The 17,478-nt window shown below is 64.1% G+C and carries 13 protein-coding genes; 4 read left to right on the top strand and 9 right to left on the bottom strand.

Features of this window, described 5'->3' with window-relative positions:
- Positions 1-147: 147 nt before the first annotated feature.
- Both I5R65_RS14815 and I5R65_RS14810 read right to left on the bottom strand, forming a co-directional pair.
- On the bottom strand, positions 148-786 hold the full coding sequence (locus I5R65_RS14815) for an FMN-binding negative transcriptional regulator (protein WP_180668384.1): 639 nt from the start codon (positions 784-786) through the stop codon (positions 148-150).
- A gap of 74 nt (positions 787-860) precedes the next feature.
- Entirely contained in the window at positions 861-1,328 is a 468-nt protein-coding gene (locus I5R65_RS14810; protein WP_180668383.1) for a PACE efflux transporter, read from the bottom strand.
- Between the two features lie 162 nt (positions 1,329-1,490).
- Here I5R65_RS14810 and I5R65_RS14805 point away from each other — a divergent pair, with 162 nt between their 5' ends.
- Positions 1,491-2,396 (top strand): LysR family transcriptional regulator, encoded by a 906-nt coding sequence (locus I5R65_RS14805; RefSeq protein ID WP_077235145.1) that lies wholly within the window; start codon positions 1,491-1,493, stop codon positions 2,394-2,396.
- Between the two features lie 66 nt (positions 2,397-2,462).
- On the opposite strand, the gene I5R65_RS14800 is transcribed toward I5R65_RS14805, so the two are convergent.
- Positions 2,463-4,628, bottom strand: coding sequence for a TonB-dependent siderophore receptor (locus I5R65_RS14800; RefSeq protein ID WP_231395180.1), 2,166 nt, complete (start codon positions 4,626-4,628; stop codon positions 2,463-2,465).
- Positions 4,629-5,010: 382 nt separating this feature from the next.
- Positions 5,011-5,469, bottom strand: a complete 459-nt coding sequence (locus I5R65_RS14795) for a GNAT family N-acetyltransferase (protein ID WP_006463349.1) — start codon at positions 5,467-5,469, stop codon at positions 5,011-5,013.
- 425 nt (positions 5,470-5,894) lie between these two features.
- On the opposite strand from I5R65_RS14795, the gene I5R65_RS14790 reads away from it, so the two are divergent.
- Together I5R65_RS14790 and I5R65_RS14785 are read left to right on the top strand one after the other, a co-directional pair.
- Positions 5,895-7,376, top strand: coding sequence for a DUF3300 domain-containing protein (locus tag I5R65_RS14790; RefSeq protein WP_180668382.1), 1,482 nt, complete (start codon positions 5,895-5,897; stop codon positions 7,374-7,376).
- 130 nt (positions 7,377-7,506) lie between these two features.
- Positions 7,507-9,195, top strand: coding sequence for a peptide chain release factor 3 (locus I5R65_RS14785; RefSeq protein WP_180668381.1), 1,689 nt, complete (start codon positions 7,507-7,509; stop codon positions 9,193-9,195).
- A 109-nt stretch (positions 9,196-9,304) separates the two neighbouring features.
- Here I5R65_RS14785 and ppa read toward each other — a convergent pair whose 3' ends face one another.
- The 5 genes from ppa to hemC form a co-directional block, all read right to left on the bottom strand.
- Positions 9,305-9,838 carry an inorganic diphosphatase gene (ppa, locus tag I5R65_RS14780; protein WP_180668380.1) on the bottom strand — a complete coding sequence of 178 codons (534 nt, stop codon included), beginning with the start codon at positions 9,836-9,838 and terminating at the stop codon, positions 9,305-9,307.
- A gap of 206 nt (positions 9,839-10,044) precedes the next feature.
- Positions 10,045-11,244, bottom strand: coding sequence for a heme biosynthesis protein HemY (locus tag I5R65_RS14775; RefSeq protein WP_180668379.1), 1,200 nt, complete (start codon positions 11,242-11,244; stop codon positions 10,045-10,047).
- 20 nt (positions 11,245-11,264) lie between these two features.
- On the bottom strand, positions 11,265-12,473 hold the full coding sequence (locus I5R65_RS14770) for a uroporphyrinogen-III C-methyltransferase (RefSeq protein ID WP_180668378.1): 1,209 nt from the start codon (positions 12,471-12,473) through the stop codon (positions 11,265-11,267).
- Positions 12,474-12,508: 35 nt separating this feature from the next.
- Positions 12,509-13,306 (bottom strand): uroporphyrinogen-III synthase, encoded by a 798-nt coding sequence (locus tag I5R65_RS14765; protein ID WP_180668377.1) that lies wholly within the window; start codon positions 13,304-13,306, stop codon positions 12,509-12,511.
- Entirely contained in the window at positions 13,290-14,246 is a 957-nt protein-coding gene (gene hemC, locus I5R65_RS14760; RefSeq protein ID WP_180668376.1) for a hydroxymethylbilane synthase, read from the bottom strand. The genes I5R65_RS14765 and hemC overlap by 17 nt, the downstream gene beginning before the upstream one ends.
- Before the next feature lie 209 nt (positions 14,247-14,455).
- Between hemC and ppc the strand changes: the two genes are divergently transcribed.
- Entirely contained in the window at positions 14,456-17,377 is a 2,922-nt protein-coding gene (gene ppc, locus I5R65_RS14755) for a phosphoenolpyruvate carboxylase (RefSeq protein WP_180668375.1), read from the top strand.
- Positions 17,378-17,478 lie beyond the last annotated feature (101 nt).

The following is a 17,478-nucleotide window of genomic DNA, read 5'->3' as shown; positions in this document are numbered from 1 at the left end:
GGGGTGGCGGGGACCAAAGGGCTCAGGGCAGACATGGGCGACCTCGTTGCAGTCTGGGGAAACGGAACAGCTGACAGGCAGCGCTGCCAAGGATTCTACACAGACCCGGGCGGCACGTGTGGTCGTTACCAGACAGATTGCCCTGCTTCACTGGGACTTGCGGGATGCCTCATCCAGCATGGCCTGACCCACCGCGTCGTGGCCCCGCTCCAGCAGCGCCTGGCCGGCGCCGATGATGTCGCGGACTTCCTTGTTCTGGCTCAGCTTGCGCTTGCCCTCCAGGCGCGTGATCTCGATCTCGATGCCGACGATGGCCTGCAACAGGGTATCGGTGAATTCGGCGGGCGCGTCCGACATCTTCCACGGCTTTTCTTCGGCGGCTTCGTGGGTGCGCGTCAGGCGCGCCACCACGCCGCGCACGTAGCGCTCGTCGTCGCGGATGGTGACGCGGCCATGGGCGTGCGCCACCATATAGTTCCAGCTCGGCACCTGGCGATGTGCTTCATGCTTGCTGGGGTACCAACTGGGCGAGATATAGGCGTCGCCGGCCGAGAACACCACCAGCACCGCATCGCCGTCGGCCAGTTCGCGCCACAGCGGATTGGCGCGGGCCACGTGCAGATGCAAGGTCCCCAGTGTGCCCTGGGCAGGATCGAGGTGACACGGCAGGTGATTGGCATCAAGCCCATTGGCGGTGTGCGAGACCAGCACGCCAAAGGGATGTGCGGTGATCAGCTGATGCAGCTCGGCAGTATCGTTCTGGGCGAAATGGGCGGGGACGTACATGGCGGTTCCTGGCAGGGTGGGTAGCGCACTATTCTATGACAATGCGCAAGACAATGGCGCTACCGCTCCCGAGATCAACGCGCCTGTGCTGCCTGTGCCGACTGTGCAGGCAGCGCGTCGAGCGGCAGCGCCGAACTGGGCAGGCCGAAGATGCGGTCGAACAGCAGGTTGAACAGGTAGGTATAGATCATGAAGAACACGATCAGCCCGAAGTCCAGCACCAGTGCGTCCCACAGGCTGATGTCCAGCCACCACGCAAACAGCGGCACCAGCATCACCACCAGCCCGCCTTCGAAACCGATGGCATGGGCGACGCGGCGACCGACGCTGCGGCCACGGCGTGGCTGGCGTGCCTCCCAGCGCTCGAAGAGGCCATTGAACACGAAATTCCACAGGAAGGCGATGGTCGAGGATGCCACCGCTGCGGCCCAGGAATGGGTGCTGTCGTGGCCGGCGAAGACCGTCAGGCCCACCGTGGTGAAGACGATGGCCAGTGCCTCGAAGAGGCTGGCGTAGACCAGCTTGCGTTTGAAACCTTGCATGAGTTCTCCTGTTGCAAGCCCTGGCCGGCCACAGGCTGTGGATGAGACAACACGGCTGGTCTTGCAATGGAAAGCATTCTATGATGATGTTTTTGATAGAAGAAGTCGGCTTCTTTCAGTTTTTCTGATAGATCGCTGGCCGCTTCGCCACCCTTCCCTGCCATGGCTTTCTCCAGCGACAACGTCAAGGTCTTCCTGGCCGTCCTCGACAGCGGCTCCTTCTCTGCGGCGGCGCGCGCACTGGGGCGCGTGCCCTCCTCGGTGAGCATGACCATCAGCCAGCTCGAAGCGGAACTGGACCTGGTGCTGTTCGACCGCACCGCCCGCGATGCCCGTCCCACCGAACTGGCGCGGGCGCTGGAACCGGATGCGCGCCTGCTGGCCAGCACCCTGCGCCAGCTCGACACCCACGCCCTGGCCATGCATCGCGGGCTGGAGCGCAAGTTGACGCTGGCCGTGGCGCCCGAACTGCTGTCCATTCCCTGGGCCCGGCCGCTGGCGGTCCTGGCCACGGAATTCCCCTCGCTGGAGGTGGAGGTGCTGTCCTCGCCGCAGGCCGACGCCATGCGCATGCTTTATGACAATACGGCGCAACTGGCGCTGGTCTTCGAGCGCCATGCCGGCAACGACCGCGAGGCCTTCCAGGAATTCAGCAGCGAGATGATGGTGGCCGTGATCGCGCCGGATCATCCGGCACGGCTGCGCAAGAAGCGCAAGCTGCGCTACGAGGACCTGTACGACATTCGCCAGATCGCCGTGGCCAGCCGCGATGCCCGCATCTCCGACCCGCGCTTCTTCCTGGCGCGGCAGATCTGGCGCACCGACAATCACCTGGCCACGCTGTCGCTGGTGCGCGAGGGCCTGGGCTGGGCCTACCTGCCACACAGCCTGGTGCAGACCCAGATCGAGGCTGGCGCGCTGGTGGTGATCGACTTCGACAACATCAGCAACCAGCAGCGCATGTGGGTGGACGTGGTCTGGAGCAAGGACCGCCCGCTGGGCCTGGGCGCGCAGCGCTTCGTGGCCCTCATGCGGGAGATGGCACCGAGCCGGCGCAAGCGCAAATGAGCGGCCTGCGCCGGCATCCGGGCCGGCGCTTGCTATGGCAATGGCAACGGCAATGCGACGCGCCGCTCAATACTTCCAGCGCAGGCTCACCGTGCCGTTGACCGGTGCCGCATAGTAGGACTGGCTCCAGTAGACGGTGGTCAGGTACTGCTTGTTGAGCACGTTGTTCAGGCTGGCCGACAGGGTCAGGTTCTTGCTGATGTCATAGCTAGCCATCAGGTTCAACACCGAGTAACCGCCCTGGTAGGCGGTATTGCTGCTGTCGTAGCTGCTCTTGCTCTGGTAGTTCAGGCTGGCGCCGATCTTGGCCTTTTCCAGTTGCGGCAGGCGATAGGTGGTCGACAGGCGCAGCTGGCGGCGCGGGACGTACTGGCGCACCTGCTTGCCCTCGTCACCGGTGATGCGTTGCCAGACCACGCCGGCACCGACCTGCCAGTCGCGGGTGAGCTCACCCGACACCTCATATTCGATCCCTTCGGAGCGCGCATTGATGCCACGGTAATAGGCGCGGGCGCCGATGGTACCGGCCTGCTCGGCCACATTGCTCTGGTCGACCTGGAACACGGCCAGCGAGGTATTGAGCTTGCCGTCGGCAAACTCCCCCTTCACGCCCAGTTCATACGAACGACCGCGGGCGGCGGCCAGCACGGCGCCGGCAGCGTCGGTTCGGGTCTGGGGATTGAAGATCTTGGTGTAGTTGCCGTACACCGAGAAATGCTCATCCAGGTCCACCGTCAGGCCGACATAGGGCGACAGCGCCGACTGCGCCAGCGCATGCGGTTCGCCATAGGCGTAGCCGGAGGCGTCGGCCTGGGTGTAGTTGGCCCCCAGCATCAGTTTCGCCCGGTCCGACAGGTTCAGGCGGGTGGCCCCATAGACGCTCTTGCGACGGTCGGTATAGCGACTGCCATCGGTCCCGTCATCGAAGACCGGCAGCGCAAAGCTGCCATCGAAGGCCTGCTGCCCGAACAGCTCGGTGCCGATGCCACGGCCGTAGTTGCTGACATCGACCACGCGGGAGTTGGAGACATTCACGCCCAGGTTGAATTCATGCTCGCGCCCCAGCAAGTTGTATTTGCCGCTGAGGTTGCTGTCCAGGTAGGCCTGGCGGTTCACGCCGGCATAGAGACTGGGATAGGCATACAGGCCGCCTCCGGTGCTCTTGTCGGGTGTGCCATAGACATAGAACAGGGCGGAATCGGTGCGCATCTCGTTATAGCCCACCGTGCTCTTCCATTGCCAGCCTGCGCTGAGGTCCTGATTCAGTTCGGCAAAGACCCGCTGCTGTTCGGTATCCATGCGCGACCAGTCCGCAGATGTGCTGGTATTGCTGCCGTAATGCGTGGCCGTGCCGTCGGTATAGCTCAGCGGCAAGGCTCCCCACATGGCGCCCTTGCCGTGCACTTTCTGATAGCTGTAGCCCAGGGTCAGCAGGGTGCTGCTGCTGAGGTTGGCCTCCACCACGCCGTAGAACAGGTCGCGCGTGGGGCGATAGCGGTCGAGGTAGGAATTGCCTTCCTGATGACTTGCCACCACCCGCGCCGCCACGGTGCCGGCCTCGTTGACGGCACCGGAGATGTCGGCTTCCAGCCGGCGGGTATTCCACGAGCCATAGCTGAGCGCCGCCGAAGCCTGGAAATCCGTGGTCGGCCGCTTGCGGATGAAGTTGATCGTGGCCGAGGGGTCGCCCGTTGAGGTGGTGAGCCCGTTGGCGCCGCGCACGATCTCCACGCGGTCGAACATGGCCATTTCGGTATCGCCGTACATCAGGCCGTAGGTCATGGGGATGCCGATGCCATCGAACATGAAGTTGGTGATGTCGAAACCGCGTGAGGTGTAGTAGGTGCGGTCGGTTTCCACGCGGTCCACCGTCACCCCGGGCGTGGTGGCGAAGACATCGTTGATGCTGGTGAGATGGAAGTCTTCCATCCTGGCACGCGTGACCACCGAGACCGACTGCGGCGTCTGGCGCGGCGAGAGCGAGAACTTGGTCGCCGAGCGGCTGCGCTTGACGGTATAGCTGTCGCTGCCTTCGGTGGGCGGCTGCTCGACCTGCGGGGCCGAGACGGTGACCTCAGGCAAGGCCCCGCTCTGGTCGGCGACTGCTTGCTGTGCCTGTGCACACAGGGTGAACCCGGCCATGCCGGCCATCAGCATGGCACGGCACAGCGGACGCAGGGAGGGATGGGAGTTTGATGCGGGAACGGCAGATGCAGAGAGGGAGGGTGACATCAAGGTTATCCTGATCGAAGAAAAATTTGTCAGTTTCATTTATATAAATACGAATGATAATGGTTCGTATTTGCTATAAATTTTATGCTGTCTTGCAGGTTTCGTCAGGAAATTTCGTTCATCTCGACGCGTCTTTACATTTGCCCTGGACCGCGAAACAGCTTGCCGAGCGACGCGCACGCGGACTGGTACGCAGACAAACGCGACAGAGGGAAATACAGGAAAAAGTACGGAGAAGGTACGGAGAAAGTACGAAGGGCGTGGCGACGGCCATACCACCAGCGGCAGCGCAGTGCAGGGAAGGAAAAGAAGGCGGAGAAGAAAAGTCAGCGAAGCTGCAGACCACGACGGAGCGACGCGCTGCGCTCCGCCGTCGCTGCATTTACTGCGGACTGGCCTGACGGTAGATGTCCGGCCGGGAGATATGCCAGACGAAATCGCCGCGATTGATGGCTTCGAATCCACAGCTGGCATACAGCCAGGGGGCCGTCGAGGTGGTCAGCATGACCCGGCGCAGCTTCTGCAGGGTGGGATGCTGGTTCACCGACTCGATCATCCAGCGGCCCAGGCCCTGGCGGCGCAGGTCGCTGATGACGAAGACGTCGCACAGGTAACCGAAGGTGGCATGGTCGGTCACCACGCGGGCGAAACCGATCTGCTCCTTGCCGCGATAGAGGCCGAAGCACAGACTGTTGGCAATGGCGGTGCGCACGGTGTTCAGGTCGATGCCGGGGGACCAGCTCGATTGGGTCAATACGTCGTGGATGAGGGGGATGTCCAGCCGGTCGGGATCGGTGTCGATGAGAAAATCATCGCGCCGCCAGATCAGGTGATGGCTCATGGTCGTTCCTTGCTTGATGGCTTGTTGTCGTAAAAAGATTGCCTGATGCGGTGCTGCGAAAACAGTTTGGAACGTTTCCCCTCTTCCGGTCGTGTCAGTGATTCATCTGCGCAAGGGCTATAGGCCGCCCGATTAATTGCCCGATTAATTGCCCGATTGATCGATTCCATTGATGAGATTTGTTCCGTGGCCGTTCATGATGCCACACCCGCCCCCGCCTTGCGCAAGGCTTTCCACCGGGCAAGCGGCCCGCACGACCGAGTTGCGACCAGGTTGCGCCCCCATCCGGCCACTGAAACATCGCTTGCACTTCCGTTACACCTCCCTCTTGCCGGTTGACGGACTATAGATTCACTTCAATGCGTTGGAAGGCGAACACTTCTTCAAGACCCTTCCTTCCCTCGCAACTCGGCAAGGAGAATGACGTGAACAAGAAATCCCTGTCCTGGGCCGCCTGCCTGCTGTTTTCGCTGGTCTCCGGCCTGCCGGCCCAGGCGCAAAGTGCCTACCCCGCTGTCCCACCTGCCCCGCCGGTCTATACCCAGCAACAGCTGGACCAGATGCTGGCACCGGTAGCGCTCTATCCCGATTCGCTGCTGGCACAGGTGCTGATGGCTGCGACCTATCCGCTCGAAGTGGTCCAGGCACAGCGTTTCGTGGAAGCCCGCCCGGGCCTTCAGGGCGACGGCCTGGCCCGCGCGGTGGCGCCCATGCCCTGGGACCCGAGCGTGAAGGCGCTGGTGCAATTTCCCTCGGTACTGGCCATGCTCAACGACCGATTGGACTGGACCCAGCAGATGGGCCAGGCCTTCCTTGGCCAGCAGGCGTCGGTAATGGACACCGTGCAGAACCTGCGCGAGCGGGCGCGCATCGCCGGTACGCTGGAATCCAGTCCGCAGCAGCGCGTGGTCGTGCAGGATGAAATGATCGAGATCGTGCCGGTCAATCCGCAGGTGGTCTATGTGCCCTATTACAACCCGGTGGTGGTGTATGGCGACTGGTGGTGGCCGTCCGCACCACCGGTGGTGTGGGCGCCGCCGCCGCGCTATCGCCCGCCCAGCTATGCATCGGGTTTCTCGGCCAGCATCAGCTTTGGCGCCGGTATCGGCGTGATGAGTGCGGTGTTCGGCGATGCCCGTCCGGACTGGCGGCAGCGGCAGGTGATGGTGAGCCAGACCCGCATCAACAATGTCACCAACGTGAACAATGTCACCAACATCAACAACACCAGGGTGGTCAATAACGTGACGGTCAACCAGCGGCCGGTGGTCTGGCATCACGATGCGCGCTATGGCGGCGGCGGCCGTTACGCCCGACAACCGGCGCCCACCCTGACCCCGCCGCCTGGACCGGCACAGGCACAGGCCGCGCCATCGTGGCGCGATCGCCCGGTTGCGGGCGCCCAGCCGCGCCCGCAACCGGTGGCCGATAATGTCCAGCAGCGCCTGGCCCAGCAAGACCAGTTGCGTCAGCGCCAGGCAGTGGAGCAGCAGCACCAGCGTGAGCAGCAGGCCAATGAGCAGCAACGCCAGCGCGAACAGATGATCCGCCAGCAACAGGATCAGCGCGAGCAACAAGCCCGGGAGCAACGTCAGCAGCAGCAGGCGCAGGAGCGGCAATGGCAGCAACGCCAGCAAGGGACGCAGCAGCAACTGCAGCATCAGCAACAGATGCAGCAACGGCAATTGCAGCAGCAACAGCGTGAACAGCAGATGCGCCAGCAGCAGATGCAGAACCAGCAGCATGAGCAGCAGCGCCAGGCGGAACAAGGTCGGGAGCAGGCCCGCCAGCATCAGGAACAGGCACAACGCCAGCAGGCTCAGCAGCAGGCGCGGCAGCAACAACAAAGGGAGCAGCAACGCGAGCAGCATCCACGGCGCGAAGAGCGCCGTGACGAGCGCACCTGAGGACGGTTCCAGCGCCCTCCTCGCCCGGCCCCGCCCCGGCAGAGCTTGCCATCCGGCAAACATGCGGGAGCGCGGGCCGCTTCAGTTATAATCTCGGGTTCTCCAGAGCTTTCCAAACAGGCGAACCGCCATGCAAGAACCCAGCAACGCACTCCCCGATGTCGCCAGCAGCGCTGCCGACGACGCCTCCGACACCGCCAGCGGCCAACGCAAGGTCTCGTCCGACCTGATCGCGCGCGAAGTGAAGCGCCGCCGTACCTTCGGCATCATTTCCCACCCTGACGCCGGCAAGACCACGCTGACCGAAAAGCTGCTGCTGTTCTCGGGTGCGATCCAGCTGGCCGGTACCGTGAAGGCCCGCAAGAGCGGCCGTCATGCGACCTCGGACTGGATGGAAATCGAAAAGCAGCGCGGCATCTCGGTGGCCAGCTCGGTGATGCAGTTCGAGTACCGCGACCACGTGGTCAACCTGCTTGACACCCCGGGCCACCAGGACTTCTCCGAAGATACCTACCGCGTGCTCACCGCTGTGGACTCGGCGCTGATGGTGATCGACGCCGCCAAGGGCGTGGAAGAACAGACCATCAAGCTGTTGAACGTCTGCCGCATGCGCAATACGCCCATCATCACCTTCATGAACAAGCTGGACCGCGAAACCCGCGATTCGCTGGAGCTGCTCGATGAGCTGGAGTCGGTGCTCAAGATCCAGTGCGCGCCGGTGACCTGGCCGATCGGCATGGGCAAGAACTTCCGTGGCGTGTATCACCTGCTGCGCGACGAGATCATGCTCTTCAAGGCCGGCGAGGAACGCGCCAACGGCAATGTGGAAATCATCAAGGGTATCGACAACCCCAAGCTGGCAGAGATGTTCCCCTTGGAGATCGAACAACTGAAGATGGAAGTGGAGCTGGTGCATGGCGCCTCGCATCCCTTCAACCTGGACGACTTCCTGGCCGGCGTGCAGACCCCGGTGTTCTTCGGCTCGGCCATCAACAACTTTGGCGTGCGCGAAATCCTCGACGCGCTGCTGGACTGGGCGCCCGGTCCGGGCAGCCGCGACGCCACGGTGCGCGCGGTCACGCCGACCGAGGAGCCCTTCTCCGGTTTCGTCTTCAAGATCCAGGCCAACATGGACCCGGCGCACCGCGATCGCATCGCCTTCCTGCGCGTGTGCTCGGGCCGCTTCGAGCGCGGCATGAAGTTGAAGCACCTGCGGCTGAACCGCGACATCAAGGTGTCTTCGGTGGTGACCTTCATGGCCTCCAGCCGCGAGCAGGTGGAAGAAGCCTACGCCGGCGACATCATCGGCCTGCCCAACCACGGCAACATGCAGATCGGCGACAGCTTCTCCGAAGGCGAGATGCTGCAGTTCACCGGCATCCCCTACTTCGCCCCGGACTTCTTCCGCGTGGCGCGCATCCGCAATCCGCTCAAGATCAAGCAATTGCACAAGGGCCTGCAGCAGCTGGGTGAAGAAGGCGCGGTGCAGGTCTTTAAGCCCGTCACCGGCAGCGACCTGATCCTGGGCGCGGTGGGCGTGCTGCAGTTCGAAGTGGTGGCCAGCCGCCTGCTCAACGAATACGGCGTGGATGCCGTCTTCGAAGGGACCAGCATCAGCAGCGCACGCTGGGTCACCTGTGAGGACAAGAAGAAGCTGGCCGATTTCGAACGCTCCTCGGCCGGCGCCAACCTGGCCATCGACGCCGCTGGCAACCTGGCCTATCTGGCCAGCTCGGGCGTGAATCTGCGCCTGACCCAGGAACGCTGGCCGGAAGTCACCTTCCACGCTACCCGCGAGCACGCCGCCAAGCTGGACTGATCCGCCCGCACTGCGTGGCCGGCCAAGATGTCGGCCCAGGCGTCATCCAAGAAAAATCGCCCGACAGGCGCAAACCTGTCGGGCGATTTTTCTTGGTGCGACGTCAGGATTACTTGGCGTTCTTGTAAGCTTCCACGCCAGCCAGGATTTCGGCGCGGGCGGCATCCGGGCCTTCCCAGCCTTCGACCTTGACCCACTTGCCCTTTTCCAGGTCCTTGTAGTGTTCGAAGAAGTGCTTGATCTGGTTCAGGCGCAGTTCATTCAGGTCTTCCGGCTTTTGCCAGTGGGTGTAGATCGGCAGGATCTTGTCGACCGGCACGGCCAGCAGCTTGGCATCGATGCCGGACTCGTCGGCCATCTTGAGCACGCCGATCGGGCGGCAACGCACCACCACGCCCGGGAACAGCGGGAACGGGGTGATCACCAGCACGTCCACCGGGTCACCATCCTGCGACAGGGTCTGGGGGATGTAGCCGTAGTTGCACGGGTAGTGCATGGCGGTGCCCATGAAGCGGTCGACGAAGATGGCGCCGGTGTCCTTGTCCACTTCGTACTTGATCGGATCGGCGTTCATCGGGATCTCGATGATCACGTTGAAGTCATTGGGCAGGTCGCGGCCGGCGGGGACGTTGTTCAGGCTCATGGGATTCTCACTAGGGAAAGAAAACAGAAAGCTTTTTCGCGCAGGCGGTACGGCGGGCCTGATCGCGGAAAGCCGCAATTATAGCGGCAATCGGACTTGGGTCTGCATCTTGGCGGCTGCAACTTACGCCAACATGACAGCCGCCCGCAAAAAAGGCGGAAGGGCTTGCGCCGCTTCCGCCTTGGTCATTCCTGCCTGCAACAAGTTCAACGGATGGCCGTGGCCAGGGCGCATTGCTTGTAGTGGGCGGCGGCCTGATCCGGCTGGTCCAGTGCTTCATGCAGCTGCGCCAGCGCCAGATGGGATTCGCGCACGGTACGCGGCTCGATGGCATCCGACAGGGCTTGCTCCAGATGGCGCTGGGCCTTGCCCCACAGCTTCTGGCGCAGGCAGAACATGCCCAGGGTCAGGGCCAGTTCGGCGTCGGTGGGATTGCGGGACAGCCAGGATTCGCAATGCTCGATCTGCGACAGCAGCGCCGGGGACCCGGCCTCGGCCGTCGAATCGCGGTAGGCACGCAACAGGCGGATATCCCAGTCGGCCGCCAGGGCGCGCTCCAGCAGACTGCGTGCTTCGTCGTGCAGGCCACGGCTGGAGAAGGCCTGGGCGGCGCGCACGGCGATGTAGGGCTTGAGCTTGTCGGTCCCGGGAACACCGTTCCAGAGCAGGCGGATCGACTCGGCATCATGCACCCTGTCCGACAGCAAGGCGTCGTAGGACATCTCGCGCAGGCGATTGGAGAGGGCCGGATGCAGGGCATTGCGCTTGTCCAGGGTCTGCAGCAGGCGCAACACCTCGGGCCAGTTCTTGGCCTGCTGGTTGGCCTTGAGCGCCCACTGCAGCGCCTGGATGTGGCGCGTGCCGTTGGCGTTCAATTCTTCCACCGTCTCCAGTGCCTGCTTGAAGTGGTGTTCATCCACCTGCAGTTCGAGCGCGGTCATCAGACGCGCCGCCTTCAGGGTGGGATCGACCTCGGTGCTGGCCAGCCAGATGTCGCGGCGTTCGCCCTGGCGCATGCGATGCGCGGCGCGGGCGGCGATCAGGGCCGCGATGCCGGCGTTGTCGGCCAGGTCGGAGGCACGGGTGGCCGACTTTTCAGCCTGACCGAAGCGACCTTCGAAATAGGCCTTGAGCGCATCGCGCAGAGCCTTGTTGCTTTCGTTCTCGCGCTTGGCACGGCGATAGGCGATCACGCGGCCGGGCAGCTTCTGCGTCAGGCGTACGGCGCGAATGACCACGTAGATCGCCAGGAACAGCGCCAGCACCGCAAAGATGAAGAAGTTCAGGGACAGGTCGATGCGGTACGGCGGATAGAACAGCACCACATTGCCGGGGTTGAAGCGTGCCAGCACGGCCAGGCCGATGGCGGACGCGAAGAGGGTCAGGAGCCAGAGCAGTATTTTCATATCAGGTTTCCGTCAGCGGCTCAGGGACGGGCCTTGTAGTTGCGCACCGCATTGAGGCTTTCCGCCAGCGTGGGCAACTGGATGGACAGGTTGCTGCCCTGCACCTGCTTCAACAATGCCTGGGTGGTCTGGACCTGCTTGGCGCGGGTGTCGTAGTACTTGGCAATGGTGTCCTGGGCCGAGGCCAGATCGTTGCGGAAGGCGAACTCGTTGCGCGAGAGCAGCGCCAGGCGGGCATTCAAGAGGCGCAGCTTGAGGTTTTCGCGAACGAAATAGGCCTGACCGGGCGAGAGCAGGATCGCCTCGGGCGTCTGCACTTCGCGGATGCGCACCAGCTGGCGCAGCTCGGCCCACATCTCGGTGCTCATGCTCTGCCAGGTTTCGCGGGCGCCTGCCAGCCATTGCGACCAGGCGGAGGCTTCGGCCGGTGCGGCTTCGGCCTTGGTGTTGGTCTTGGAATGCGCAGCATTGCCCTTGGCGACCGGGGCCGGTGCCGGGCTCACGCGCTGCGGCCGGGGTTCGGTGGCCGATTCCACCGGACGCTCGTCCACCAGCAGCGGCATGTTGTCGATCTGGCCGATGGCGCTGTCCAGACGCACGGCGATGCCGGCGATATCCACCGTCGGCAGTGCCTTCAGACGTTCGATGTCGCGCGCGATGGCGCGGCGGATGGCGATGAACTGCGCCTTGTCCGAGCGCGACAGGCTCTTGTCGGCATTCTGCAGGGCGATCAGGGCGCCCTGGACGTTGCCGGCCAGTTCCAGCTGCTGATCGGCGGTGGAGAGCACTTCCTCGATCTCGGAGAGCGCCCAGTCGTCGCGGTTCTTGTTGAGGTCCTGGTACATCTGCTCCAGGGCCAGTTGCTGGCTCTGGGATTCGGCCTGCTTGCTGTCGAGCACGCTGACCTTGGATTGCAGTTCCTTGGTACTTTCCTGCACGCTCTTCAATACGCCCTTGAGCTCATTGCTGCTGTTGTCGCCGCTCTGCAGGCGCTGCGCCACTTCGCTGCGCAGGTCGCGCAGCTCGGAATGCGAGACCCACCATTGCGCGCCCAGGCCGGCGATGACCAGCAGCAGCACGACGGTCTGCGCCCGCTGGCGGCGGCGGATCACGGCGGTACCGTCCGGCGCGGTAAAGGTGTAGGAGGCCTGCGAGGCGGCCGTGCCAGCGCTCTGGCTGGCTTGCGGCTGGGGCTCCGGCAATTGGGGAGTGGATTGCTGTTCGTTCATGGGCTGGATTGTAACGCGGCAAATTACGCGGCCACTCAAGTAGCAGGGGCAGCAAGGGCAGCAAGCAGGCGCTCATCGCCTGAACCGGTCTGGATCACCCGCAGGAAGCCCTGCTCCCGTGCGTTCTCGGCGATCCTGTGGTGCGAGACAAAGATACGCTGTCGTTGCAGTTTTACCACACGTTCCTCGCCCCCGGCTAGTCTTGCCAAGTCCAGCAAATTGCGCAAGGCCTCCGAACTGGTGATCACCCAGTCGGCCCCACCATCCAGCAAATCCAGCAGCTGCGGGCGCGTTTGCGCATCCAGCACCGGGGCCAGACGGCGGTAGGCGGTCAGGTGCTCGACCTGCACGCCGTGTTGTTGCAATGCTTCACTCAGGAAGTCCCGACCGCTCTGGCCGCGCACGATCAGAGCTCGACGACCGCGCAATTGTTCCAAAGGGAGGGATTTCAGCAATTCTTCCGAATCCATCTTGTCGGCCCGCTGCGGGCCGTAGAGGGTGGCATTGTCCGCCTGCACGCCATGGGCGCACAAGGCCAGCCGGCTGCCCTCGCCGACAATGCCGATGGGCAGTTCACCCGGCCAGCCATCCAGGTGCGCGAATGCGGCATCGATGGCATTGGGACTGACGAAGACCACCAGCGCAAACTCCTGCAGGCGCGACAGCGTGGCCCGCAGGGTGGCGGCATCTTCGACCGGCGCAATCTGCAGTAGCGGGAACACCACCGCGACCCGCCCCATCTGCCGCACGTCATCGGCGAAGGCCAGTGCCTGCTGCTGGGGTCGCGTGACCACCACCGGCAAGCCTGTGACCGGCTTAGCTGGCAGCGGCATCGGCCTGGGCCTTGCAGGCGGCCAGGATGGCGTCGGCGCCACGGGCCTTGAGCAGATCGGCGACCTGGGCGCCCAGCGCTTCCGGCGCGGCGGCGCTGCCTTCGGCTTCGGCGGCAGCAGCCTGTTCGCCGTCGGGGGTGGCGATCATGGCGCGCAGGTGCAGGCGATCGCCCTCCAGTGTGGCGTAGGCCGCTAGCGGGATCTGGCAACTGGCACCGAAGATGCGCGAGACCGAACGTTCGGCCGCCGAGACCACGGCGGCGGCTTCGTCATGCAGCGGTGCCAGCAGACGCTTGATGTCGTCGCGCCCCTCGGGGATTTCGATGGCCAGCGTCCCCTGGCCCGGCGAAGGCAGGCTCTGCTCGGGTTCCAGGAAGGCGCGGATGCGTGCCTTCAGGCCCAGCCGGTTCAGGCCGGCCACGGCCAGGATAATGGCGGCATAGTCGCCGCGATCGAGCTTGCCCAGGCGGGTGTCGAGGTTGCCGCGCAGCGGCTTGACCACCAGTTCCGGATAACGGGCGGCGATCATGGCCTGGCGACGCAGGCTGCTGGTGCCGACCACGGCGCCGTCGGGCAGGTCGTCCAGCGAGGCGTAGTCGTTGGAGACGAAGGCATCGCGCGGGTCTTCGCGCTCCAGCACGGCGGCCAGCTCGAAGCCTTCGGGCAGGTCCATCGGCATGTCCTTCAGGCAGTGCACGGCCAGGTCGGCGCGGCCCTCGGCCATCGCCACTTCCAGTTCCTTGACGAAGAGACCCTTGCCGCCGACCTTGGAAAGCGTGCGATCCAGGATCTGGTCGCCGCGCGTAGTGGTACCGAGGATATTGATGCTGCAGTGCGGATATAATGCCGCCAGACGGTCCCGCACGTATTCGGCCTGCCACATGGCAAGGCGGCTTTCACGCGAAACGATGACGATGTTGGAAGGAGGAAATTCTTTCAAGACGGGCTTTCCGATTCAGTCGTGGCACCCGCGGCAGAGGAGACAAGGAAAGCAGGAGACCGGCGAATCCAGACTGTAAAACGATCAAAAACGCAGTTCAGAAATGAAACGCAACCATAAAAAACGAGGCAAATTCTAGCACGCACACCACTGGCAATCCGATCCACACGCACGACTTTCCTCCCCGAAAACCGCAGCAACCGTTGATCATGGCGACTACAAATCCAACTACACGCAGTGCCCGCTCCGCTCCTTCCACCTCTCGTCCGGCTGGCAGCAAGCCCGCCAGGACTGCCTCCACAGCCCATCCATCCAGCAAACCCGCTCGCGGCACCGACAAGGATGCGCCGCTCAAGGAAGATATCCGCCTGCTGGGCCGCCTGCTGGGCGAGGTGGTCCGCGAACAGGAAGGCGACGATGTCTTCGAAGTGGTGGAAACCATCCGCCAGACCGCCGTGCGCTTTCGCCGCGAGTCCGACGCCAAAGCCGGCTCCGAGCTCGACAAGCTCCTGAAGAAGCTGACCCGCGACCAGACCAATTCGGTGGTGCGCGCCTTCTCCTACTTCTCGCACCTGGCCAACATCGCCGAGGACCAGCACCACAACCGGCGCCGTCGGGCCCACCTGCTGGCCGGTTCCGAAGCACAACCCGGCAGCGTGGCCTATGCCCTGTCGCGCCTGGATGACGCCGGTGTCTCGGGCGCCCAGGTGCGCAGCTTCCTCAAGGAAGCGCTGGTGTCGCCGGTGCTGACCGCCCACCCGACCGAAGTGCAACGCAAGTCCATCCTCGATGCCGAGCGCGAAATCGCCCGCCTGGTGGCCGAGCGCGACCTGCCGCTGACGCCCCGCGAACTGCGCCACAACACCGAACTGCTGCGTGCGCGCATCGCCACCCTGTGGCAGACCCGCATGCTGCGCTATACCAAGTTGACAGTGGCCGACGAGATCGAGAACGCCCTCTCCTACTACCGCATCACCTTCCTGCGCGAGCTGCCGGCGCTGTACGACGACATCGAAGCCGAGATCGACAGCCAGTTCCCCTCGCGCGCCAAGGCGCGCATGGCTGAACTGCCACCCTACCTGCAGATGGGCAGCTGGATCGGCGGCGACCGCGACGGCAACCCCAACGTCAATGCTGCCACCATGCAGCATGCCCTGAAGCGCCAGTCCACCACCATCTTCGATTACTACCTCGATGAGGTGCATACGCTGGGTGCCGAGCTGTCCATCTCGACCCTGATGGTCGACGCCAGCCCGGAACTGCTGGCCCTGGCCGATACCTCGCCGGATCACTCCGAACATCGCGCCGACGAACCCTACCGACGCGCCCTGATCGGCATCTATGCGCGCCTGGCGGCCACCGCCCGCGCGCTGGGCGTGGTCAACATCCTGCGCCAGGAAATCGGCAGTGCCGCCCCTTATGCCAACCCGGCCGACTGCGTGGCCGAACTCGATGTGCTGGTGGCCTCGCTGCAGGCCCATCATGGTGCCGCACTGGTCAAGCCGCGTCTGGCCGGCCTCAAGCGCGCCGTGGAAATCTTCGGTTTCCACCTGGCCACGCTGGACATGCGCCAGAGTTCGGACGTGCACGAGCGCGTGCTGGCCGACCTGTTCGCCAAGGCCCAGGTCGAGGCCGATTACGCGGCCCTGAGCGAAGAGCGCAAGATTGCGCTGCTGCTGGGTGAACTGTCACGGCCACAGCTGCTGTACTCGCCCTACGTGCAGTACGCCGACGAGACCGACTCCGAGCTGACCATCCTGCGCGCGGCCCGCGAAATCCGCCGCCGCTATGGCGAGCGCGCCATCCGCAACTACATCATTTCGCATACCGAGACCCTGTCGGACCTGCTGGAAGTGCTGCTGCTGCAGAAGGAAACCGGCCTGCTGCATATCGAAGGCAACCAGTTGCAGGCGCTGGAGCTGATGGTGATCCCGCTGTTCGAGACCATCCCCGACCTGCGCTGCGCCGCCGAGATCATGCGCGGCTGGCTGACCCAGCCGCAGGTCAAGGGCCTCATCGCCAAGCACGGCAAGCTGCAGGAAGTGATGCTGGGCTACTCGGACTCCAACAAGGACGGTGGTTTCCTGACCTCCAACTGGGAGCTCTACAAGGCCGAGAACCAGCTGGTGGAGCTGTTCAACGACGCCGGCGTCAAGCTGCGCCTGTTCCATGGCCGCGGCGGCACCGTCGGCCGTGGCGGCGGCCCCAGCTACCAGGCCATCCTGGCACAGCCGCCGGGTACCGTGAACGGCCAGATCCGCCTGACCGAACAGGGCGAGATCATTGCCTCCAAGTTCTCCAACCCGGAGATCGGTCGCCGCAACCTGGAACTGCTGGTTGCCGCCACCCTGGAGGCCAGCCTGATGCCGACCAACACCGACAGCAAGGAAGCCAGGAAGCTGGCCGAGTTCGAGCGGGTGATGGAGGAATTGTCGGAGCGCGCCTATCAGGCCTACCGCAACCTGGTCTATGAAACCCCGGGCTTCACCGACTACTTCTTTGCCGCCACGCCGATCGCCGAGATCGCGCAATTGAACATCGGCTCGCGCCCGGCGTCACGCAAGGCCAGCCAGCGCATCGAAGACCTGCGGGCCATTCCCTGGGGCTTCTCGTGGGGTCAGTGCCGCCTGCTGCTGCCGGGCTGGTATGGCTTTGGCAGCGCGGTGTCGGGCTGGCTGGGCGAGGCCGGCAACGCCAAGGAAACCACCAGGCGCCTGGCCACCCTGCGCGCCATGTGCAAGGAATGGCCGTTCTTCGCCGCCCTGCTGTCGAACATGGATATGGTGCTGTCCAAGACCGATCTTGCCGTGGCCTCGCGCTACGCCGGGCTGGTGGCCGACCGCAAGCTGCGCAACACCATCTTCGGCCGCATCACCGACGAACATGAACGCACCAGTGGCGTGCTCTCCACCATCACCGGCAGCAAGGAACGGCTGGCCGCCAACCCGCTGCTGGCACGCTCGATCAAGAACCGCTTCGCCTATCTCGACCCGCTGAACCACCTGCAGGTCGAACTGATCAAGCGCCACCGCGCCACCGCCGCTGCCAAGCGCACGCCGGAAGAACGCGTGCAGCGTGGCATCCACCTCACCATCAACGGGGTGGCCGCCGGCTTGCGCAATACCGGTTGAGCGTGGCTGCATCAAGTGCTTCACCCCAAGCTGCCCGGGATGACCGGGCAGCTTTTTTTCGCCCTGCCATGAGGAGGGCGATCATCGCCGGGAGACGCCCC

It is taken from the genome of Herbaspirillum sp. AP02, assembly GCF_015767275.1.
In the GTDB taxonomy this organism is placed as follows: Bacteria; Pseudomonadota; Gammaproteobacteria; order Burkholderiales; family Burkholderiaceae_D; genus Herbaspirillum.
Note: the sequence above shows the minus strand (reverse complement) of the source record. Positions and strands in the feature narration are given on the sequence as shown.

Excerpts from the sequence above, each read along its gene's own strand:
- I5R65_RS14815 (WP_180668384.1), bottom strand. The coding sequence starts at position 786 with ATGTACGTCCCCGCCCATTTCGCCCAGAACGATACTGCCGAGCTGCAT.
- I5R65_RS14810 (WP_180668383.1), bottom strand. The coding sequence starts at position 1,328 with ATGCAAGGTTTCAAACGCAAGCTGGTCTACGCCAGCCTCTTCGAGGCA.
- I5R65_RS14805 (WP_077235145.1), top strand. The coding sequence starts at position 1,491 with ATGGCTTTCTCCAGCGACAACGTCAAGGTCTTCCTGGCCGTCCTCGAC.
- I5R65_RS14800 (WP_231395180.1), bottom strand. The coding sequence starts at position 4,628 with ATGTCACCCTCCCTCTCTGCATCTGCCGTTCCCGCATCAAACTCCCAT.
- I5R65_RS14795 (WP_006463349.1), bottom strand. The coding sequence starts at position 5,469 with ATGAGCCATCACCTGATCTGGCGGCGCGATGATTTTCTCATCGACACC.
- I5R65_RS14785 (WP_180668381.1), top strand. The coding sequence starts at position 7,507 with ATGCAAGAACCCAGCAACGCACTCCCCGATGTCGCCAGCAGCGCTGCC.
- ppa (WP_180668380.1), bottom strand. The coding sequence starts at position 9,838 with ATGAGCCTGAACAACGTCCCCGCCGGCCGCGACCTGCCCAATGACTTC.
- I5R65_RS14775 (WP_180668379.1), bottom strand. The coding sequence starts at position 11,244 with ATGAAAATACTGCTCTGGCTCCTGACCCTCTTCGCGTCCGCCATCGGC.
- I5R65_RS14770 (WP_180668378.1), bottom strand. The coding sequence starts at position 12,473 with ATGAACGAACAGCAATCCACTCCCCAATTGCCGGAGCCCCAGCCGCAA.
- I5R65_RS14765 (WP_180668377.1), bottom strand. The coding sequence starts at position 13,306 with ATGCCGCTGCCAGCTAAGCCGGTCACAGGCTTGCCGGTGGTGGTCACG.
- ppc (WP_180668375.1), top strand. The coding sequence starts at position 14,456 with ATGGCGACTACAAATCCAACTACACGCAGTGCCCGCTCCGCTCCTTCC.